Here is a 21680-nt window from a genome sequence, read left to right as displayed (position 1 = left end):
GATAAGCGCCTATGATCACAGCCGGAAATTTTTAAATCCGGTTAACCGGCTGATTGGCGAGATCTTCAAACCACTGTAAGTACTGTTCTGTGCCTTTAATGCCTTGCTCGAGCAGGGCATCCTTCTTTTCATCGGATAATTCAAAATCCGTGGTTTTTACATCCAGGGTGTTGATATACACGGTGCGTTGCCAGTCATCACCGTGCAGATGCTGATTTTCCTGTACCAGCAGCATGGCTGAAAGCAGCGCTTTGGCATAGTCAGTAAAGTTTTTTATGGGTTTACTTTGTGGGGTTTCATTGTAGCGATACAGAGCGATTTCTTCTGCCGTGTCCAGCCTTAAACCCAGGGTCTGACGGTTATAAACATAAGGGCTGCGTCCAGGCTGGTGGAGCAGAAAGCGGGCGTTTTCCTGATTATAATATTCGGTCTGGCGAATCGCCTGTGGCTCCTGCACATCAATGTATTTTTCTCGGTCGAACAGCTTAATCGGGTAGTTACGCATAACCCCGCCATCCACATACACATCCTCAAACTGGCCCAGACGTACCGCGGCAAAGAACAGGGGTATCGACATGCTGATACGAATCGCCTGCACCAGCGGCATATCGGCATGGCGCTCAAAGGAAAACACTTCGCCATAACCGGTGGAGAGGTTAGTGCCGGTCACATAGAGATCACACAGACCGGCGTTCTTAAGATCCCGGAAGGTGGCAGATTCGCTGCCGAGCTTTTCTTCTACCAAAGAACCCAGCCACTTTGAAAAATAGTCGCCCTTGTGCCAGCCGAAATCTTTGGCCAGCCGGCGAATATCACGAATGACGCCAAAAGAGTCATCCATAAAGGCGGCGAAGTCGGTGGAGCGCAGAATCTGTAACTGGCGCGGAATATCAAAGCCCAGCGCAAAAATCAGCGCATTGATGGCACCGGCACTGGTGCCACCCACACGACGGACAGTCTTTAATTGCTGGCGCTGCTCAAGGGCCTGCATGGCCCCGACATAGGCGATACCTTTGACACCGCCACCTTCAAACACGAGATTGCGAAACTGGGCTGGCATAGCGAATTCCTTGCTGGTTTGCGGACAGATAATTTGTTTATAACGCTAGACCAGGTTGTTAAGAATCACCAGCAGGAAACTGCTAAAAACGGATTTTTCCTGCTGGTCTAATTCACCACCTCGATTTCACCTGCTGGCGCAAAGTCTGCGGCATTGATCGGGCTGTGCTGTTCTAAATATGCCCTTAGCACTTCTGCATCCACAAAGCCGGTGTCTACATAGCCTGGGTGATCAAGGAGTCTGGGGTAGCCATCGCCGCCGGAGGCATAAAAACCCGCCAATGAAAAACGATACTGGCGATCGGGTTGCAGCGGCTCACCGCCAATTCTGACAGCCTCTACCTTGCCATTCTTCAGACGCAGGGAAAGATTATAAAACTGGGCGTAGGCACCTGAATCCGTTGGCTTGGTGGCAACATGACCAAGATAGTCAAGCACCTCATCACCGCGCATCTGTACATACCCTAAGGTATTGCCAAAGGGTTGCACTCTAAGCACATCTTTATAGGTGATCTGGCCCGGTTCAATCGAGTCGCGAATGCCACCACCACTGATCAGACCGAAATCGGCATCGGCCCGCTGCATTTGCGCCGCTGCAATCAGTCTGCCGAGGTTGGTTTGTCTGAATCTGACCTGGTTACGATCCCCTTCGAGCCTGCCATTCAGAACGGCAATTTTTATCCCGAGTTTTTTCTCACCAACCTGCTGAAAGGGGCGCAGCAGAGAGAGCATTTGCTGGTCTTCCTGCAGTCTGGGCATCGCAGCGGGCTGGCTTCTCAGATTAACGGGTATCAGCTGATATTGCTGCAACTCCAGCTCGCCATTCTGGTAGGTAAAATCTGCCCGACCCACATATTTTCCCCACTCATGAGCCTGCATAATCCAGGTACCGTTCTGATGATCCGGCATGCAGGGCTGACCGGGTACATAGTCGTTTCGGTTTTGGTTTTCTTTTTCCATGCATACCGGCTCCTGGGAATGGCCACCGATAATCATATCCAGGCTATCGGGCTGCAGGGCTCTGGCCAGGCTTACATCCCCGGGGGCATTGATGCCGGACTTAGCGTCGTCGTAGTGGCCCATATGAGTAACGGCAATCAGCATATCGGGCTTTTCAGTTTGCTCTATCTCGGTGATCAGGTTGCGGGCTTCTGTTGCCGCATTGCGAAATTCCAGCTTACTGATGTATTCCGGGTTACCGATTTTGGCCGTATCCTCTGTGGTCAGGCCAATAACGGCGATGCGCAGGCCCTGGCGCTCAAACATTTGATAAGGCTGATAGCGGCGCTTGCCTGTCTGCTTGTCATAAATATTGGCAGAGAGCAGGGGAAAGCCCGCCCATTGATGCTGTTTATCGAGCACCGCAAGGGGGTTGTCAAACTCGTGGTTGCCCAATGCCATGGCGTCATAGCCCAGCAGTTTCATGCCTTTAAAATCCGGCTCGGCCTGTTGTAGGTCAGACTCCGGTACCCCGGTGTTGATGTCGCCACCGGAGAGTAGCAGCAAAATGCCATTTTCTGCTTCTACTTCTTTGCGGATGCGATCAATCAGCGTTTTGCGGGCTGCCATGCCGTATTCGCCTGCTTCATTGCGCCAGAAACGGCCATGGTGATCATTAGTATGTAATATAGTGACGGATACCGGCTGTAATGGTGATTGAGGCGCAATCGCGCAGCCGGCCAACAGAATGATCAGCAGGCTCGTAACAGAAGCCCTGAAATAAGGGCGAAAATCAAACATATAGACAGTTCCTGTTGTCAGATTTAGTCTGACATTCTAACTCAGGGTTTTTAGTAAAATCCTGTCTTTTTTGGTCCGGGAATGCCATTGCAGCAGGCATGAGCGTGTTGTGGGTGATCACAGCGGGTATAAACTCTGCAATTTTCCAGTGCCTTAGGGTCTACAATTTGTCTGAGGTTGTACTGTTTGCAAAGGTTACGCCGATAGTCTGATGACAATGACCCGCAATAACATCAACTCTGAGGAGTTTTCTATGCAGCATCTGGTTTTTGGGGCCGGCCTTATTGGTGGTTACCTTGGCGCCGCAATAGCAGCGAATGGACAAAAGGTCTGTTTAATAGGCCGTGCCACGGTGCTGGATAAATGGCAACAGGGTATCCGGCTGACCGATTATCAGGGTAATCAGTCGGGGCCGGTTACACCAGAGCTACTGAGCGCAGAACGTCTTCGTGAAGCGCCAAAGGGCGATATCCTGTGGCTGACAGTAAAGTGCATTGCCATTGAGCAGGCGATCAGGGATATGGCGCCATTAATTAAGGCAGATACGCGGATTTTCTGTTGCCAGAATGGCCTGGGGGCCGAGTCTCTGGTGCAGGAAGCTTATCCTGATAATCCTGTGCACCGGGCCGTCGTCGGGTTTAATGTGACAGAAGAAACCGATGCCACCCTGCATTGTGGTTCCGAGGGCTGCCTGACCCTGGAGCGCCTGCATGCCGATGATCCGGTTCCCACTTTGGTCAACACCCTGAGAACGCCGCTGTTGAGGATGGAATACAGCAATGCCATGACCGAACTGCAATGGGCAAAACTGCAACTTAACCTGGGTAATGCGGTCAACGCACTGGCGGATATTCCGGTAAAATCCATGCTCAGGCAACGGGCATACCGAAAGGTGCTGGCCTTATTGATGGATGAGTTGCTGGGAGTGGCGAAGGCCAAAGGGTTGCGTTTACCAAAACTGACCGCCCTGCCAGCCGCCTGGATCCCTTCGGTGTTACGTTTGCCGGACTGGCTTTTTGAGCGTCTGGCCAATACTATGCTGGCAATTGATCCCAAAGTGCGCACTTCCATGTGGTGGGATTTGCACCTTAAACGAAAAACCGAAATCGCCTTTTTAAATGGCGCAGTGGTCGAAGAGGCGCTCAGTCTGGGCCTGGGCTGTGCCGCTAATCAGGTGATACACCAGCTTATCCGGGAAGTAGAGCAGGGGATCCGGCAACCGGGTATGCAGGCCGATGAATTGCTCAGACGGGTAACCACAGGGCCATTGTGATAATTAAATAGCAGGACGTTTTTTGAAAGCAGCATCCAAATTCACCGGTAAACGGGCGGCAGATTACTGGGTCGATAAGTTACGCCAAAGTCCTTATGCCCTGGTTATGTTATTTTTTCTCTCCGCCTTTGAAGCGACCCTTATCCCAGTTCCGCTGGAGCTGATTCTGATCCCCTATATGATGCTTGAGCGTCAGCGTATCTGGCTGATCAGTACAGTGGCACTACTTGGCTGTCTGACTGGTGCCATGGCAGGGTATTGGGTTGGTGTCAGTCTGTTTGATTCCATTGGCCAGTGGCTGATTGGCGTTACCGGAGGGGCTGAGGCGTTCGAACAATATATGAACAGCCTGGATGAAGAGGGGTTTATCGCCATCTTTATGGTGGGCATTACACCGGTGCCTTTTCAGTTTGCCATGCTCGGCGCCGGGGCTACCGGATATCCGCTTTTGCTGTTTATGCTGGCATCGGGTTTATCCAGAGGCATACGTTACTATGGCCTGGCGGCACTGGTATTGCTGTTTGGTGATACCGCCGCAGAGCTCTGGAAAAAGCATGCCAGAGCTGTGGGAGTGTCAGTACTGTTGATATTTGTGGTGGGTTTTTTAGTGTATTTCCTGTAACAGAACTGCAGCTGTTATCCGGTTTCTTCCTCATCGTCATCGGGATCAGGTGCCGCAGGCGGCCGTGGTTTCTTACGTGCCAGCACCCGATCGCCCACTTCTTCTCCGGCCATGGTATTAACCCGTTTGGTTTTTGGCTTAACGGCCCGTTGCTCTGCAGGAGAGTTGTCAGTCTGGCTTGTTCCGCCGGGTTTGTTGGAACGGTTTTTCCTGAAGCCTTTAAATTTACCTTCCAGCCCCTCTAAAATGGTGAACTCGATATCCTGCTCCAGCAACCCTTTGATAGCGACAAAACTTTGCCAGTCTTTTGGCCCCACCAGTGAGATAGCATAACCCTGATTACCGGCCCGGCCGGTGCGACCGATCCGGTGCACATATTCTTCGGCCTGCTTGGGCAGATCAAAATTGATCACCAGTGATACCTTGAGCAGATCCAGCCCCCTGGAGGCCACATCTGTGGTGACCAGTATCTGGTGCTGGCCACGACCAAAGGCATTCATAATATTGCTGCGCTGAGACTGGTTTAAATCTCCTGACAGCGCCACGCTGCTTAGCCCCCATTCACTGACCAGCCGGGCCAGGCGCTCGGTATCTTCGCGGGTGGCGGTAAACAGAATCACCTGCTGATAGTCTTTTTGCTCAAGAAGATTTTTGAGCAACGCTTCTTTGTGTTCAATATGATCGGCAAGCACAAAACGCTGAGCGATATCCAGATGTTGTTCGCCGGCGCTGCCGATACTGATGCGCCTTGGGTCCTTAAGCAGGGCCGAGGTCAGATAATGTAGCTCGGCATTGTCCAGGGTCGCCGAAAACATCATGCTCTGACGTTTCCGGTGACTGGCTGCTGCATCGATTTGCTTTAACTGGCTGGCAAAACCCAGATCCAGCATACGGTCCGCCTCATCCAGAATCAGCATCTCCAGCCCTTCAAGAAACAGCGACTTATCAGTAAGGTGATCGGCAATACGCCCGGCAGTGCCCACTACAAATTGCGGATAACGGCGCAGGGCTTTGACCTGATCATTAAAGTTTTCCCCGCCAAGAATCAGCACCGCTTTGTTTTGCGTGCCTTCGAGCAGAGCCCTGAGTTGTAAATACACTTGTTTGGCCAATTCCCGGGTTGGTGCCAGGATCAGCACCCGGGGATCCTTTTTACTCAGCGCTTTGGTTTTTAGCACCCGGTTAATGGCCGGAATCAGGTAAGCCAGGGTTTTGCCCGAGCCGGTTTTGGATGAGGCGATTAAATCTTTGCCCAGCAGGCCGTGCGGCAGGGCCTGGGCCTGAATATCAGTGGCCTGGCTAAAACCCTTTTGTTCGAGTGTGTGCAGCAGACGCTGGTCAATGGGCAGGTCGGTAAACAGCAAAAGAAAATCCGGATAAATTATTTGTCGCAAGTATACGTTGTTAGTGGAATATCGGCTAGTAAACCGCAACTGCCGGGGGTAATCTTGGGCGCTATTTTTATTCGTCGCGATCATGCGATACCAGAGATGATGATTGGAGTGACAGTTTGAAACCAAATCGATATGGGCTTGTTCTACTGATCCTTGCAATACTAGCGGGGTGCTCAACCAATGCCCTGCTGTCAGAATAGATTTACTGATCCGGGATACCAACCTGATAGATGTGAAAAGTGGGCAGGTTTATCGAAACCAGTCGCTGGCAATTGACCAAGGACGAATTGTCGGCCGGGGAGTGTTAAAGGCCGGTGAATACCAGGCCACCGAGACTATTGACGGGCAAGGATTATATGTGACACCGGGCTTTTGGGATATGCATGTGCATTTTGGTGGCGGTGAGACACTGATTGAGGATAACAAAGCGCTACTGGGGCTATATCTGGCTCATGGTGTAACCGCTGTACGAGATGCTGCGGCGGATCTCAGCGATGCGGTGCTGACCTGGCGGTCACAGGTGGCGGCCGGAAAACTTATCGGACCGACTATTTTCACTTCGGGTCCAAAGCTCGAAGGTAAAGATTCGATCTGGCCGGGTGATCTGGAAGTTGAAACCGTCGCTGAGATGCATGCAGCAATCGATAAACTGGATGCGATGCAGGTGGATTACGTCAAAATTACTGATAGTGCGATGACGTCAGAATTGTACTTGCTGGCGGTGAAAGAGGTGAAAAAACGGGGGTATAATATTTCCGGGCATATTCCGTTTGAACTCTCGGTAACGGATGTATCTGATGCCGGCCTGGATGCTATTGAACATATGAGTTACCTGCTTAAGGCTGCAGCAAAGAATGAAGAAGAAATCTCTGAACGGGTGGCCAGCGGTGAGCTGAGTTACAGATCGGCGTTGCCGGTCATTACGCGTCATGTGGATAAACAAACGGCGTTGAGCAAATACAAAGTGCTGGCAAAGAATGATACGGCTGTTGTTCCCACTATGATAGGCAGCCAGGTTATTGCCTATCTGGATGAGGAGGATCATCTGCAGGATCAATTTCTGCAATACCTTGGACAGGGACTGATTGACACCTATGAGTGGCGGGTTGAGCGGGCAGGTAAAGATGATGCTGAGGCGATCCGTGCCCGTAAGCAGCAGTTTCAGGTATCGGCATCCTTGCTTCCCTGGTTACAACAAAGCGGTGTACGGATCATCGCCGGCACCGATGCGGGATTTCTCAATTCCTATATTTATCCCGGATTGTCCTTACACCAGGAGCTGCAGATCTACGTTGAATCGGGCCTGAGTCCGCTACAAGCGATACAAAGTGCCATATTGAGTGGCCCGGCGTTTCTCAATCGGCAGGCTGATTATGGCTCCCTTGATGTGGGGAAAGTAGCGGATATCGTACTTCTTAAGCAAAATCCACTCGAAGATATCCGCCATACACGCAGAATTTCCGGGGTTGTGGCGCAGGGGCACTATTTTAATCAGAATGACTTGCAGGAATTATTGGATAAAGCGGAAACATACGCCAGCAGTACCCGGGGCAATTAATGGGTTATCTGCTTGCCACCACATTGCTCTGGGCCTTTTCTTTCAGTCTGATTGGTGTTTATCTGGCCGGGCAGGTGGATGCCTGGTTTTCTGTGCTGGTTCGTGTGGCACTGGCAACCTGTGTGTTTTTGCCCTTTTTGCGCCTGCGTAATTTACGCTTTTCGCTGGCGCTGCGACTGATGGCCATCGGCGCTATCCAACTGGGCCTGATGTACAGCTTCTACTACCATAGTTTTTTGTATCTGACGGTGCCCGAAGTACTGTTGTTTACGGTAATGACGCCGCTGTATATCACACTGCTTAACGACGCGCTGGAAAGGCGTTTTAATCCCCGTTTTTTTATCGCCGCACTGCTTGCCATTGCCGGAGCTGTGGCTATCCGCTATGACGGCATCAGCAGCGGTTTTATCAGCGGCTTTTTTATCGTGCAGGGCGCTAATCTGTGTTTTGCATCCGGGCAGGTATTGTACAAACGGCTGATGGCCGGGAATGCAGGACTTAATCAGCACCAGGTATTTGGATGGTTCTTTATCGGTGCGCTGGTGGTGGCCAGCCTCTGTTTTGCCTTATTTGGCGACAACAGCTCGCTGCCATCGACTAATCTGCAATGGGGGATTCTGATTTATCTGGGACTGATTGCTTCAGGTCTGGGTTACTTTGGCTGGAACAAAGGGGCAACGCTGGTGAATGTCGGCAGCCTGGCGGTGATGAATAACCTGCTGATCCCGGCCGGGATCCTGGTTAACCTGCTGATCTGGAACCGGGATGCAGATGTGTTACGCCTGACGCTTGGCGGTGCCATTATCCTGCTGGCGCTCTGGTACAATGAGCGCCATTCCATGCTCCGCCAGCAACGCTCAGGGTAGCGGATCGAGTAAGCCAGCGTAGCGGATACCGGTTAACAGCGCCATATCTCTTTTCCAGGTGGCCAGATCGTTCTGGTTAAATTTACTCAGTGCATCATGGCCACAGGCCCGGGCCATCACCTGCATCAGTTCAGTGGAGGCTTCGAAGAAGTTCTTCAGTTGACGGGCTGACTTCTCCACATCGAGACGCTGACGTAAATCCGCCTTTTGGGTGGCGATACCAGCAGGGCAGTTGTTGGTATTGCATATTCTCGCCGCTACACAACCGATAGACTGCATGGCACTGTTGGCGATGGCGACGCCATCCGCGCCCAGCGCCAGGGCTTTGACAAAATCGGCAGGTACCCTTAAGCCACCGGTGATGATCAGCGTCACCCTGCCACTGGCACCCTGACGATCCAGATAGTGGCGGGCTCGGGCCAGCGCGGGCAAAGTCGGTACACTGATATGATCGCGAAAAAGTGTCGGGGCGGCGCCTGTAGCACCGCCACGGCCATCAAGGATGATGTAGTCGGCACTGGCATCCAGGGCAAACTGAATATCTCTTTCAATATGATTGGCGCTGAGCTTAAAGCCCACCGGAATACCGCCGGTGATCTCTCTGACCCGATCGGCAAAGCGTTTAAAGTCTTTAGGGCTGCTAAGGTCCTTAAAAGTGGGTGGTGAAATGGCAGGCTCACCTTCAGGGATGCCGCGCACACTGGATATCTTGCCGGTGTTTTTATTACCGGGCAGGTGGCCGCCGGTGCCGGTTTTAGCACCCTGACCACCCTTAAAATGAAAACACTGAACCTGTTTTAACAGCGATTCCTGATAACCAAACCCGGCGCTGGCCAGTTCATAAAAATAGCGTGAATTTTCCGCCTGTTCCTCGGCCAGCATGCCGCCTTCGCCTGAGCAGATGCCGGTACCGGCCATCTCAGCACCGCGGGCCATGGCAATTTTGGCTTCTTCAGAAAGGGCACCAAAACTCATATCAGATACCAGCAACGGGATTTTCAGGCTTAGGGGCCTTTGCGCCTGCGGGCCGATCACCAGCTCAGTTTCGACTTTTGCGTCTTCCATCAGTGGCTTGGTAGCCATCTGCGCCACCATAATCTGGATATCATCCCAGTGAGGCAACTGATTGCGGGGGACGCCCATTGCCGTCATAGGACCATGATGGCCCATTTTACTGAGACCTTCCCGGGCCAGCTGATGAATCAACTCTACCGTCGGTTCTTCTTCGGTGGCTTTGGCGCTGGGTTGTTTATTATCCTGCTGTTTAACACCGGGACCCTCCTTACCCACATTGTCCTGACTAAAGTTCTTGTGGGTACCATCACAAAAAGGCGGGTTGGCGGTGTGTTTGCACTGGCACAGATAAGCCTCGTCATCTTTCTCTGCCACAAATGACTTTGGCTTAAACCCGGTACCCGCGTGAGAGCCGTCACAGAAGGGTTGATCAGAAGAGCGGCCACATGCACAGAAATAGTATTCTTCGCCTTTTTTCAGTTCTGTTTTGACCGGCTTGTTGTCTGCAATAATGGGGTGGCTCATCGCACTGCTCCAGAGAAAGTAAAACCTTAAGCATAGCGATTATTTGCTGATGTGCAGCCTGATGCCTGACACGGAGATAATAAAAAAAGAGCCTGCGTTGAACAGGCTCTTTGGCGGTCATGATTTGCTGGTTACCTTCAGCTTGTCGGTGACCTTTTTGACGTCGCTGGTATTTTCAGCGATGGTAATCGCCAGATCCCGTTCAGCTTCACTGCTGACTTCACCTTCAAGTGTCACTTCACCCTTGTTGGCTTCGACATTGATTGCCGAGCCTGATACTTCCGATTCAAACAACAGGCGGGTTTTGACTACGGTAGCCACCTTGGAATCGGTGAGCGTCTGAACCACTTCGCTGCTTTGCTCTTCTTCGTCAGCAGCCACTTCCAGCTTATTATCAACCTCTTTTACACCCTCAAGGCTTGCTACCAGCTCAGAGGCCAGTGCCTTATCGACCTCACTCTCCACTTTACCTGAGAGCGTTACCACACCATTTTTGACATCCGTATCAATATCAAATGAATTCAGGTTCGAATTCAGTAGCAGGGTGGTTTCTGCCTTGCCGTCCAGCCAGGCATCTCTGCTTTTGTCTTCCCAGTTATTATCTGCAAGGGCAACCGGTGCGGTAAACAGGCTCAGTGCAATCAGTGTTGTTGTGAGTTTCATGATGATCTCCTTATGTTGGGGTCAATTAACTCAACCTGACTGTTGCGAGAATGATGCCAAACTATATCTGGTTGATATTAAAGGAAAAAATATTTAACCTGAGCAAATTCCGTCGTTATCTGGCAACAGTTTTTGGATGCGATAGCGACAAATCCGCTATCTGATACAGGTAGTCTGGCCTCAACGTATGGGGTGTATGGCGTACAAGCTGTTGCCGGTTTTATTGCTGGCCTAATTTGAGTGTCGTCTGTAAGAGACATGCCAAAAGATAAATAGTTAGCTTAACCGACGCCAGAGACCGTAACAGGTGAGGGCAGGCGTTAGTCGCTCTGGATTGCGCCGGTAATTCCAGTACTCACTATTATATAGCGTATGACAAAATCTAACGGCGGCTTCGGGCGAATACCGGGCATTGGCGGGTAAGTTTGGTCGCTTAGTCATTGGGAACTATGCGTGGCACGTCTTTAATTTGAATCTGGTCTTTTATCTTTACCCATCGTTTTTCCTAAAGAGGCTGTATCTTTCCACAGTTATAATGAAGATTGGAGAAACTTGCACTAAACGGCAATATAAATCCGCTAAGGGGCTGTGGTTTATATCGACCCGATCATACGTATCCTTTTGATTGTAAAGCACTATTGTGGTCTGACCTGAGTGCTTATAGAGGTCCCACTAAACACAATGGCTCATTTTCCGCAGCAAGAATTTTGGTTCAGCAACCACTGGCTGGAGATAAGTGCTTGTCTGGAGGGGAAAAAATTGGGTACAGTGACACTATGTAAGAACAGATGGTCTCGGATTTATACCGAATTCCGTCTAATACACTGTTATAACCCACAAGAGAGTCCCTAGACAATGGAAGTTCATGAGCAGTACAGTGATGAAGCACGGATCCAACTTAGCTTTTTGTCATTTATGTCCGTCGCTATATGGATTTGCTTTGGAGTAGCTTTTTCATTTGCTATCGCTTTTCATTTGGTTGTATCGACCAACATCCACATCGCCGGTTCCGAAGGCAATGTTTTTTGGTTTGCGAGCCTTATGTATGGCTTTTTGGGGTTTATCTTTTCGTTGGTCGGCTCTGCTTTAATTTATCCTCTATACAACTTCTGGTGCGAACGTTCTAGAGGTCAGAGTGTTAAGGGTAAGTTTGCGTTGGTCCACCGTGGGTTATAACAAGTTAAATCATCGGAAAACCACCCGCTGGCCAAAAGACGGCCAAAGCGCGTGTGTTTTCCGCTGTTTAAAGCGTTATAAATCATTAGGAAAGTTATGAGTGCAAAGGACGTTTCAGCTATCTGTTTTAAGCTATTAGCCATTTATGTATTGATCACTGTCATTATCTCTATTCCCGCAGCTTGGGGGTTATTTTTCAGTGTATCTGATGTTATGCCAGGAACGGAGCCTGGGCTGATGTTCCCAGTATTAATGTCCCTGATAACTCTGGTTATAGGTCTCACAGCTACTTTTATATTGTGGAAGGTAAGCACTTCACTTTCAGACAACGTTAAGTCAAATGCAGAGGAAAGTTACTCTGGTTTCAATATCCAACATGGATATAAACTTTTAGGCATTTATTTTTTAGTAACTGGTTTGTCGTATTTGCCAACTTCAGCTATTCAAATTTGGCGATTAAATTTAGCGTTGCAAGCGGGCATTGCAGACTACATTCAGGTTACAACTGAGCCTCTCGTTTTAATTTTTTCGGGTGTGTTTCTGCTCAGCTCTTTAACCGGCAAAAAATTATGGGCAACCTTAAAGTACTCAGGTACATAATGATTTATAACAAGTTGCTTAATTTCGTTCCAGCCACAAACAGCATGGCCTCCACGGGACGGCCTACGCTGCGCTGCGGCAGCCCATTAGCAATGCGTTAAATGCCATGAGTATGAATAAGAAAGGGTGCCCAATTTGCGGGTTTGCAGAAGTTGAAGCTCTTGATGAGTTCAACTGCACCACGTTTGAAATTTGTGAGTGCTGCGGCTCAGAGTCAGGCTTGGAGTATGATCAGTATTCCACGCAGGAGCACCTTGAAAAGATCCGCCGTGAGTGGGCCATTGAAAATAACTTTAAGTGGTGGGGTGATAAAAAGTCTATTCCAGAAAACTGGAACCCCAAGAAACAAATGGAGCTTGCCGGTATTGAAATCCCTCAGTAACGGCCAGCATTTAACAAGGCAAGGCAAAATCGCCCTGCGGGCTGGACGCGCTAACGCGCGCCTTTGCTTGCGGCGTTATAACTCATATGGACATCCAGCCTAGAATCAGCACATACATGGTCGCAGCACTAGGGGGCTATTTTTTAGCTTTCTTTTTGTAGCTGCTTGCGTTGCAGTGTTCTCAGTTGAGAGCGTAGTTCCATTGATCCCGATTTTTATCTTTTCTCTAATCGTGGCAATTCCTGTAACAGCTATATCGTCAGTAATCGGCTACCCAATTTTCAAATTTTTGTTTAACAAACTTCAACTACCAATATTTCAAAAACTAGTCGTATCGGGTGGAGCATCTTGTATTGCATGTATTATCGTTTATGCCACTGGTTTCAGTGTTGCGCTAGGTGCATTTAATTTACCTGAAGCCATTGTTAACATGTCAGGGGCTCTGCTCATGTTATGTTTTGCTGTTTTGCCATGCTCTGCATTAGTGTATTGGTATATCGAGAAATGAGTTATAACAAACTGTTTAAAGTGGACAAAATTACGTTGGCTTGTTTCGCTCCACTTCACATTTTAGCCAACAAAATTTTGCCCATTAACAGGGCGTTAAGCGCGTAAAGGAAGCATCGTGGTAACGAAGAACGATTGGAAAACAATGCCAATACCACAAGAACGTGAAAACCTTGGGTATCAGAACTTCTTCTGGGATTCCGATGCCGAAAAAATTATGTCTGGTTACAAACCGGTGGACATGGATGATAAATGGTTTATCTATTCTGAAAATGGTTGGGTATATTTCGTCCGTAGCTGGACTGGCCATCATATATTTGCTTTTCAGCTTACGGGGTCTTCCGCCGGTGGTGCTAAGGTTGTTGCAAGTTGGGTAAACGCAAATAAAGACGAATATAGGTCTCCAGGCAAAGAAATGGATATTCAAATCATCAATAATTTAATTAAAAGTAGGTTCGGTATTGAATGTCCCGCTTAACAAACGGCTCAAACGGACAAATATTCGCTGTCACCTTTTATGCAAAGAAACGCATAAAAGCCGCCATCAAACATTTTCGCGGTTAGCCGGGCGTTGGGCCCATCTGAGAGTGTAGGAAGATGAAATGACGGAATCAGACGGAAAGTCACAGTTCACAGCTCGGCTACTGCGCCCGAATGATTCCGGCGGTGGCTGTCCGTGGGCTTTCGTTGTGCTTCCCAAGGAAGCAAGCGCGAAGCTGTTGAGACGGGGTCGAACAACCGTCTCGGTGACCATGAACTGCCACCAATTTGAAGCATTGCTTGAGCCAGATGGTCGCAAGAGCCATTGGCTTCGAATCGATGATGCCGAGCTTCGAGCGGCGAAGGCGGAAATCGGCCAAGAGATTCAGTTCAAGATTGCAGCAATGGCTCAGGAGCCAGAGCCCGAGGTGCCAGCAGATTTTGCTCAAGCGCTGGAGTCGGAACCCGAGGCCCAGACTACCTGGAATGCAACGACCACAATCGCGAGAATCGATTGGGTTCATTGGATCGTTTCTGCCAAACAAGCCAAGACTCGCGAGAAACGGATCAATGATGCCTGCGAAATGCTAACATCTGGAAAGAAGCGGGTTTGTTGCTTTGACCCCTCAGGTTTCTACAGCAAGGAATTCAGCGCCCCTCAGGCTGATGAAAGCACAAACTGAAATTTGGGCAAGGTTCGCCTAACGAATCGTTGCAGCGTTCGTTTGACCCGCCATGCACTTTTGCTTTCGCAAGAGCACGCGTCGCCTCAAACGCTAGTGGACTCAGGCGTTACTGAAGGTCCGAAATTGGCACAAAGTGGTCTGCCAGAAGTGGGTGACGTGTGCAAAGGTGATGTCAGCCAGGGGAGAGTCTGTAAAGCTGACGATTTGGTTAAGCGGGCAGTTTTTTTACTTTATTTAGTACCACACCCAGCAGCAGGGTATTGGTTTCACGCAGATTTTGCACCATTTCAGTCAACTCACCGCTTTGGGTGTTTTCCATATCACAGACCACGATAACGCCGTCCGCCAGGCGGGAGAGGATCAGTGCGTCACTGACAGATTGGACGGGCGGTGCTTCCATCAGGATACGTGGGAATTTGCTATTTAAACGGCGCAGAAAATCCCGGAACTTATTGGTGGATATGAGTGCCAGGGGATCGGAAGGAATCCCTCCCGAGGGTAACAGAGTAAGCTGGTTATTGTTGCGCCGGTACAGGCAGCGGCTGATTTTCGCCTTTCCTTCAAAAAAATCCGTAATACCTGGCTGGCTGGTTTCCAGGTTATAGGCTGTCGCCATGGATGGCGCGCGCAGATCGATATCGGCGAGCAATACGGGTTCAATATTACTTAGTGAGTCGGCCAGATTACTGATAATACTGGCTTTACCCTGACGGGGTTTGACTGAGGTAATGGCAATAATGCTGTTAGCAGGCAGATCGTGGTTAATCAGGATCGCCGTACGCAGGGTCCGGATCCCTTCTGAATAATGATAATCGGTTTCACCCAGACGAGCTCTCAGCGGCCTGGCTTTACGTTTTCTGTGGGATTTACCCAGTTTCGGCAACATGGCCAGTACCGGTAAATCGAGCAGTTTGACCTCATGCATAAGCCGGGCATACTGATCGCCAACCAGAGACAAGACAAACCAGAAACCACTGCTGAAAACAAATGCAAAGCAACCTGCAAAGAACAGCATGCCGCGGGTGTTGGGTTTACTTGGAACATCCGGAAGCTGTGCCTTGTCGACCACGGCAAACTCTTTGTTATCGCCCATATCCTTAAGCATTTCCATTTCCTGCAGTTTAGCCATAAAAGCCTCATGGATTTTCTGGGTGCCGGTCATTTCCTGCTCCAGTCTGGCCATGGTTAACTGATGTTCACCTAATTTGCGGATGGCGGCTTTGTTGCGGTTGATCTCCTTGCTCAGCTCCTGATCACGGGCCTCGACAGCCTGAATAAACTGTCGGAGAGCTTTAACCTGCTCATCGATACGCTTATGCAGTTCCTGCTCCGCATCCTGAAGGTTTCTGGCCGCCCGCTGGTATTTTGGATGCTTATATTTGTAGCGCTGGGTCACCTGCGCCATCAGATTATTCTGAGTAATATAATGGCGTCGTGATTGTTCGACCTGGGTACTCTTTATCACCCAGGGGTGGCTGAGTATGGCCTGATAATCATCACCAGCGGCCTTGATCTGGTCCAGATGAATGCGCGCCTCAGAGAGTTGTTGCTGTTGTTTGAGCTGTTCTTTGACCAGTTCGCTAACCTGATCCTGCTGCATTGAAATCTGAGCTTTCAAATCGACAATATTGTTGTTGTCCAGATATTGCTGATAGTTCTGTTCGGTCTCTGACAGCCTGGCCTGGATCTCAACCAGTTGAATATTAAGGCGCTCCGAGCTGTTAAGCACTTTTTGTTGCTGAAGTTTGGCATGAAACTCAAAAAATGCCGGGCCAATACTGTTGGCCACCTGTTGGGCCAGCTCCGGTGAATAGGACGCAAAGCTGACTTTGAGCATATCGGTGTTACGCACCTGATTGATGCTGAGGTTGCCCTGGAACCGGCGCAGGTTATCGGCGTCACTGCCGGAGTACTCCGGTTTCTGGTCAAGCTCTAATTCGTCAATCAGTATTTGCGCAAATGCCCTTGAGTGCATGAACTCGTTATAGGTTTCCATCTTGGCGTCTTTGGCATTGGGAAGCAGGTTCAGGCCGCTCAGGGGCATGCCTTTATCAGCGCCTCCAAGCAGCAGGGTACTGGAGGCCTGATAAACCTTTGGAAGCTGCAGAATAAAATAACCAAGCAGGGCAGTAATCACGCCAGCCATCAACAGAATGCGCCACTTTCTGCCCCACAAAAACAGCAGCAGCTGACCGGCACTGAAACCGTTGTCCTGAGCCGGGTTGTGTTCCTGAAAGGCGTCGCTGGGGGTCATCAGAAGATGCTCTCCTCAACGATGATCACATCACCGGGCATTACCTGAGTTTTGGCGCTGGCCGGAATTTTCTCGCCTTCACGTACGATAAACCATTTACTGCGTGAGGCCCTGTCTGTGAGTCCCCCGGCGATGGCGATGGCCTGCTCAACATCCAGGTCGAAAAGAAACTCATGCCGTCCTGAGCGGTTTACCGCCCCCTTGATAAAAATAGGCCGGTAGGCCTCAATTGTGACAGTTACGCCGGGATTAACCAGGTAGCCGTCCAGCAAGGCGGCTTCTATCTCATCGGCGATTTGTCCGGGCGTTTTATCCAGCACCATGATCTGACCGACAAGCGGAAACTGTATCAGGCCGGACTGAGCTATTTTGGCCCGCACCGCCAGCTCCGGCTCATCGAATACCGTGATCGCCAGGGTATCGCCGGGCCCAATACGATAGTGGTCGTCGTTAGCGATAACCGATAACGGTGTTACCAGGCTGGCCAGCAGCAGAACAGGGATCAGAAACTGTAGTGCCATGATGCCATTATCAGCGCCTGTTGATAGTCAATAGCGCCACCACTGAGTTGGTTGTCTTTGTGCTGCAGGGTCAGGCGAAAATGATTGTGTTGTTGCAGCGCCAGGTTCACCCACATACTGGCGAGGGTCTCATCCAGAAAACGCACAGACTGTGGTTCATCGAAGCGGGTTTCTGATGTGCTTAGCAGCAACCCCCATTGCCACAGTTCGCTGTACTGATAAGTCAGTTCTAATAACAGGCGCCGCATGCGGCTGTCGCTTGCCAGTTCGCTGTCTCCGGCAATGGAATCCTGAGAGGATTCGATTCGGATACCGGTATCTTTTCTCGGGCGGTAATGCAAAGCCAGCTGCCAGGCGCTGCCATCATTATCTGCCTGCTGCTCCGTTTTGCGTTTGTAGGCACCGGCCAGGGCCCTGATGCGGGTCAGTCCTGAATAGTCCCATTCAACGCCAGCCAGCAGCTTAGTTTTATCGCTGTCAGAACGGCTGACAGACAGATAGTCATCCTGTTGATGTTCAACTTCAAATATCAGATTGGTGGCACTTGATAAGCGAAAAGCCAGTTCGGCACTGATGGTAGCCTGGTCCAGTTCAAATTCAGGGCTGTAGTCATTGTCATCAGAATAACGAACCGAGCCATGGTGATAGTTCAGAGTCATTCTGCGGGCGCTGGCCTCATGACCATAGGTGGCACCGAGTTGCGCGTGGCGGTAATGGCGGGTATCGGTGGCGGTAATATTTTCTCTGAGTCTGGAAAGGCCGCTGCCGGGCATCTGATCGTTATGCTGGTAGCCCACCGAGCCATTAATCTGCCAGTCACGGCTCAGATACCATCTGCCATGACCATTGACATCAGCCAGCAGAAAACCGTTATCCTGCAGGATAGTCAGTGGCTGCTGTTGCCACTGATTCAGGCGGGCCTGGTAATCCAGTTTCAGCCAGAGTGCTTCATTCAGGCTCACCAGTTGCCCTCTGGCATCAAGCTGCCAGCCCAGCGCTGACTCGTCATCGGCGATACTGGGATTAATATTGTCTGTTGCCAACAGTGCATTGCTGAGTATCAGCTTGTCACTGTTCTTGTCATAGTCTGTGTAACTCTGTGCCGCGCAAGTGAACGGCAGCAGCCAGGCAGCGGCTGCTATCAATGATTTATGCATCAGGTCGCCTTGTTATTTTTGTCAGTTTAACGCCAGCTTTGACACTATTGCCTTGTTATCGGCAATAGCTATGGAATTCGCCATTGTTTTTTGATTCGCACCACTGTGAACAGCAGGTTTGTAGGCCAGTGGCGCATTGAGCAGCAATTCAGTGGCGGTGTGTTCATCGTTGTTGTGAATGGCGATACTGAGTTTATCCAGCAATTGATGAATCTCGGTCAGTGACAGTCGCTGCTCCGCTTCGCTCATGATTCTCGGATGCGGGGTTTTGCCACTGCTGTCGCCGGTGAGTAATTCCTCATAGAGTTTTTCTCCGGGACGCAGGCCGGTAAACTGAATTTCAATATCACCACCGGGTTCGGCTTCACTGCGAATACTGCGGCCCATCAGATGGGCCATTTTATGGGCCATATCGGCAATCTTTACCGGTTCCCCCATATCCAGCACAAAGACTTCACCTTGTTTGCCCATGGCACCGGCCTGAATGACTAACTGGGCGGCTTCAGGGATGGTCATAAAATAGCGCACCACATCGGGGTGGGTGACGGTAACAGGCCCACCGGCGGCGATTTGCTTTTTAAACAGCGGAACCACTGAGCCGGATGAGCCCAGTACATTGCCAAAACGGACGATGGCAAAGCGGGTACTGGTATGCATATCCTGCATGGCCTGAACGCATAATTCAGCCAAGCGTTTGGAGGCGCCCATGATATTAGTGGGGCGCACCGCCTTGTCGGTGGACACCAGCACAAACTTTTCAATGCCGCACTCGGCGGCCAGCCGGGCCATAATGGCGGTACCCAGAACATTATTCTGAACCCCCGCCAGCAGGTTGTGTTCAACAATAGGCACGTGCTTATAGGCGGCGGCATGGTAAATGGTATTGATCTGGTGTTGTGAGAGCAGATGGCGAACCCGGCGTTCATCTTTGACATCGCCGAGCAAAGCTTCAATGGCTAACTCAGGAAAAGTGCGGCTTAGCTCTGCTTCAACCTGATAGAGGTTAAATTCCGACAGTTCCAGTAACAGCAGCATCGAAGGCTTTTCTGCGGCTATCTGGCGGCAGAGTTCACTGCCAATGGAGCCTCCCGCACCGGTTACCATCACCCGCTTACCGCGTATATCCGGGCGCATCAGTTTGGGCTTTGGTGGCACAGGATCGCGTCCCAGCAATTCTTCGATGCTGACTTCTCTGAGCTCGTTGATTTTTTTGCGCCCATAGAGCACATCCTTTACATCGGGAACGCTGAGCAGTTCAATGGCATAGGGTTCCAGTTCACTGAGTAGCTCCCGGTGCCGATCGGGCCCGGAGTCACTCACGGCAAGCAACAATTTGCTGATGCTGTAGCGTTCAACCAGCTCAGGGATCACATCGCGCGGATAGACGTCCAGGCCGAGGATGGTTTTACCCTGGTAGCTGCGTTTGTCATCGATAAAGGCCACCGGCAGCATATCTGAGCCCTGACGAAGTGACAGGGCCAGCGCGCGCCCGGTTTCGCCTGCACCATATATCAGACATTTCTTTCTTAGCCTGAAACTCTGGCTCTGTACACTTAACATTACCAGAATACGCGGACCCAGTATGCCGACACTGCTCAATACAAAGTAAATAATAGGCATACTGTTGGGCACGAAGGCATCCAGTGGCCAGCGGGCAAAATACAGATAACAGCTGGCCAGCAGGTTGACCGACAGAGACATCAATACGGCCTGCTGGCTGAGGTGCCGGACCATATGCCGGTAGTTACCCACAAACACCAGCAAAGACAGGTGGAAGATCAGTACGGTGGCGCCGAGGGAAATCTCATGATATCCCAGTACATCGGTGCCAATACCCAGTCTTATCCAGTAACTGCCTAAAAAAGCCAGCAGCAGAATCAGGGTGTCCCAGATCAGTGTAATCACCATTTTGGTGCGGTTATGCAGAGAGAACAAACGGTTCAGAACAAGCAGGTATTTCATAAGCTTGCCTCATGCATTACCTGGTGCAATACATCACAGCTTTTAGTTATCTCATCCCCGGTAATACCTGGGTGTACCAGAAACATCAGACTGGTTTCACCCAGTTCATGGGCGCACTTAAGGGGAGAGGTCGGTCGCCAGCCCGTTTCATCAAAGGCTTTTTCCTGATAGACCTCAGAGCAACTGCCACTGAAACAGGGCACGCCCAGTTCGATGATGCGGCTGATGATGCGATCTCTGTCCCAACCGGGCGCTAACTGCTGTGGCTGAACAAAGGCGTAGTATTTATAGAAGGCGTGAAGGATATGAGAGGGAATTTCAGGAACCCGCAAGCCGGGCAGAGATGCGGCTGTTTTCAGTAAGCGACTGGCGTTATTTTGTCGCTGCGATTGCCAGTCGGGCATACGCTGTAACTGTATACGTCCCACTGTCGCCTGAATTTCGGTCATCCTCCAGTTGGTACCAAAGGACTCATGTAACCAGCGAAATCCGGGCGGATGAGCCCTTTCATACACGGCCTGATAGGACTTACCATGATCCTTAAAGGCCCAGGCTTTTTGCCACAGCTCAGTATTATTGGTGGTGAGCATGCCGCCTTCACCGGCGGTGGTCATGATCTTGTCCTGACAGAAAGACCAGGCAGCCAGATGGCCAAGGCTGCCTACAGGCCTGCCCTTGTACTTTGCGCCATGGGCCTGAGCACAATCCTCGATCACATAGAGCGCGTGTTGTCCGGCCAGCGCGTTGATATCGTCCATCTCGCATGGCCAGCCGCCAAGATGTACGCAAACAATGGCAGCGGTGTTGTCGTTAATCAGCGGAGCAATAGTGTCTGCAGTGATATTCTGCGAGTCAGGATCGACATCAGCAAATACCGGCACCAGACCAGCCAGTACAATAGAGGAAACTGAGGCAATAAAAGTGCGGGAAGTGACAATGACTTCGCTGCCTTTGGGGAGATCCAGTACCCGAAAGCACAGATCCAGCGCAACGGTGCCGTTTGCCAGCGCTATGGCATGTTCAGTGTCACAGAACCGGGCAAACTCCTGTTCGAATTTGCGTGCTTCTGTGCCTGTCCAGTAATTGACCCGGTTTGAGTCCATTACTGCAAGCACGGCCTGCTTTTCCTCATCGGTATAGCAAGGCCAGGGCGAAAAAGGCCCGTTAAGCATAGTGGCATCCTTTATTATTTTTGTTGTTATTCTGATCTGATGATTATGCTTGTGAAAAACCGTTAGGCA

General features: G+C 50.5%; 18 protein-coding genes. 8 read left to right on the top strand and 10 right to left on the bottom strand.

The features are described 5' to 3' along the window. Positions 1-31: 31 nt before the first annotated feature. Positions 32-1060 (bottom strand): patatin-like phospholipase family protein, encoded by a 1029-nt coding sequence (locus AT746_RS10605; RefSeq protein ID WP_062480111.1) that lies wholly within the window; start codon positions 1058-1060, stop codon positions 32-34. 107 nt (positions 1061-1167) lie between these two features. Next, positions 1168-2799: a bifunctional UDP-sugar hydrolase/5'-nucleotidase UshA gene (gene ushA, locus AT746_RS10600; protein ID WP_062480109.1), complete on the bottom strand. Its 1632-nt coding sequence runs from the start codon at positions 2797-2799 to the stop codon at positions 1168-1170. Between the two features lie 253 nt (positions 2800-3052). Here ushA and AT746_RS10595 point away from each other — a divergent pair, with 253 nt between their 5' ends. Together AT746_RS10595 and AT746_RS10590 are read left to right on the top strand one after the other, a co-directional pair. After that, positions 3053-4072, top strand: coding sequence for a 2-dehydropantoate 2-reductase (locus AT746_RS10595; protein ID WP_156413674.1), 1020 nt, complete (start codon positions 3053-3055; stop codon positions 4070-4072). Positions 4073-4094: 22 nt separating this feature from the next. Further along, positions 4095-4694: a YqaA family protein gene (locus AT746_RS10590; protein ID WP_062480105.1), complete on the top strand. Its 600-nt coding sequence runs from the start codon at positions 4095-4097 to the stop codon at positions 4692-4694. Positions 4695-4708: 14 nt separating this feature from the next. Here the strand turns inward: AT746_RS10590 and AT746_RS10585 are convergent, their stop codons facing one another. Next, positions 4709-6058, bottom strand: coding sequence for a DEAD/DEAH box helicase (locus tag AT746_RS10585; RefSeq protein ID WP_062480103.1), 1350 nt, complete (start codon positions 6056-6058; stop codon positions 4709-4711). A gap of 199 nt (positions 6059-6257) precedes the next feature. Here AT746_RS10585 and AT746_RS10580 point away from each other — a divergent pair, with 199 nt between their 5' ends. Together AT746_RS10580 and AT746_RS10575 are read left to right on the top strand one after the other, a co-directional pair. Continuing rightward, complete coding sequence (locus tag AT746_RS10580; protein ID WP_231730916.1) at positions 6258-7646, top strand: amidohydrolase family protein; 1389 nt, start codon at positions 6258-6260, stop codon at positions 7644-7646. Further along, positions 7646-8512 carry a carboxylate/amino acid/amine transporter gene (locus AT746_RS10575; protein ID WP_062480101.1) on the top strand — a complete coding sequence of 289 codons (867 nt, stop codon included), beginning with the start codon at positions 7646-7648 and terminating at the stop codon, positions 8510-8512. Before AT746_RS10580 ends, AT746_RS10575 begins: the two co-directional genes overlap by 1 nt. On the opposite strand, the gene AT746_RS10570 is transcribed toward AT746_RS10575, so the two are convergent. Together AT746_RS10570 and AT746_RS10565 are read right to left on the bottom strand one after the other, a co-directional pair. After that, on the bottom strand, positions 8504-10051 hold the full coding sequence (locus AT746_RS10570) for a glutamate synthase-related protein (RefSeq protein WP_062480099.1): 1548 nt from the start codon (positions 10049-10051) through the stop codon (positions 8504-8506). The genes AT746_RS10575 and AT746_RS10570 overlap by 9 nt on opposite strands. Positions 10052-10168: 117 nt before the next feature. Next, on the bottom strand, positions 10169-10714 hold the full coding sequence (locus AT746_RS10565) for a BON domain-containing protein (protein WP_062480097.1): 546 nt from the start codon (positions 10712-10714) through the stop codon (positions 10169-10171). Between the two features lie 1272 nt (positions 10715-11986). Here AT746_RS10565 and AT746_RS10555 point away from each other — a divergent pair. The 4 genes from AT746_RS10555 (at position 11987) to AT746_RS10540 (ending at position 14542) form a co-directional block, all read left to right on the top strand. Continuing rightward, positions 11987-12490: a hypothetical protein gene (locus tag AT746_RS10555; RefSeq protein ID WP_062480093.1), complete on the top strand. Its 504-nt coding sequence runs from the start codon at positions 11987-11989 to the stop codon at positions 12488-12490. Positions 12491-12602: 112 nt separating this feature from the next. Continuing rightward, a complete protein-coding gene (locus AT746_RS10550; protein WP_062480091.1) occupies positions 12603-12872 on the top strand; it encodes a hypothetical protein in 270 nt (89 codons plus the stop codon). A 625-nt stretch (positions 12873-13497) separates the two neighbouring features. Then, positions 13498-13857 carry a hypothetical protein gene (locus tag AT746_RS10545; protein ID WP_197414249.1) on the top strand — a complete coding sequence of 120 codons (360 nt, stop codon included), beginning with the start codon at positions 13498-13500 and terminating at the stop codon, positions 13855-13857. Positions 13858-13981: 124 nt separating this feature from the next. Next, positions 13982-14542 (top strand): YdeI/OmpD-associated family protein, encoded by a 561-nt coding sequence (locus AT746_RS10540; protein WP_062480089.1) that lies wholly within the window; start codon positions 13982-13984, stop codon positions 14540-14542. A 211-nt stretch (positions 14543-14753) separates the two neighbouring features. Here the strand turns inward: AT746_RS10540 and AT746_RS10535 are convergent, their stop codons facing one another. Genes AT746_RS10535 through AT746_RS10515 form a run of 5 tightly spaced genes read right to left on the bottom strand, consistent with a single transcriptional unit; the run spans position 14754 to position 21611 of the window. Further along, positions 14754-16799, bottom strand: a complete 2046-nt coding sequence (locus AT746_RS10535; RefSeq protein WP_062480087.1) for a GumC family protein — start codon at positions 16797-16799, stop codon at positions 14754-14756. Then, complete coding sequence (locus AT746_RS10530) at positions 16799-17320, bottom strand: polysaccharide biosynthesis/export family protein (RefSeq protein WP_082633233.1); 522 nt, start codon at positions 17318-17320, stop codon at positions 16799-16801. Before AT746_RS10530 ends, AT746_RS10535 begins: the two co-directional genes overlap by 1 nt. Beyond that, positions 17302-18477 (bottom strand): hypothetical protein, encoded by a 1176-nt coding sequence (locus AT746_RS10525; RefSeq protein ID WP_062480085.1) that lies wholly within the window; start codon positions 18475-18477, stop codon positions 17302-17304. Before AT746_RS10525 ends, AT746_RS10530 begins: the two co-directional genes overlap by 19 nt. A gap of 21 nt (positions 18478-18498) precedes the next feature. Next, the gene (locus tag AT746_RS10520; protein WP_082633232.1) at positions 18499-20439 is read right to left on the bottom strand and encodes a polysaccharide biosynthesis protein; all 1941 of its coding nucleotides are present in this window, start codon (positions 20437-20439) and stop codon (positions 18499-18501) included. Then, complete coding sequence (locus AT746_RS10515; RefSeq protein ID WP_062480084.1) at positions 20436-21611, bottom strand: DegT/DnrJ/EryC1/StrS family aminotransferase; 1176 nt, start codon at positions 21609-21611, stop codon at positions 20436-20438. Before AT746_RS10515 ends, AT746_RS10520 begins: the two co-directional genes overlap by 4 nt. Between the last annotated feature and the right edge of the window lie 69 nt (positions 21612-21680).

This window comes from Lacimicrobium alkaliphilum, assembly GCF_001466725.1.
GTDB lineage: Bacteria > Pseudomonadota > Gammaproteobacteria > Enterobacterales > Alteromonadaceae > Lacimicrobium > Lacimicrobium alkaliphilum_B.
Note: the sequence above shows the minus strand (reverse complement) of the source record. Positions and strands in the feature narration are given on the sequence as shown.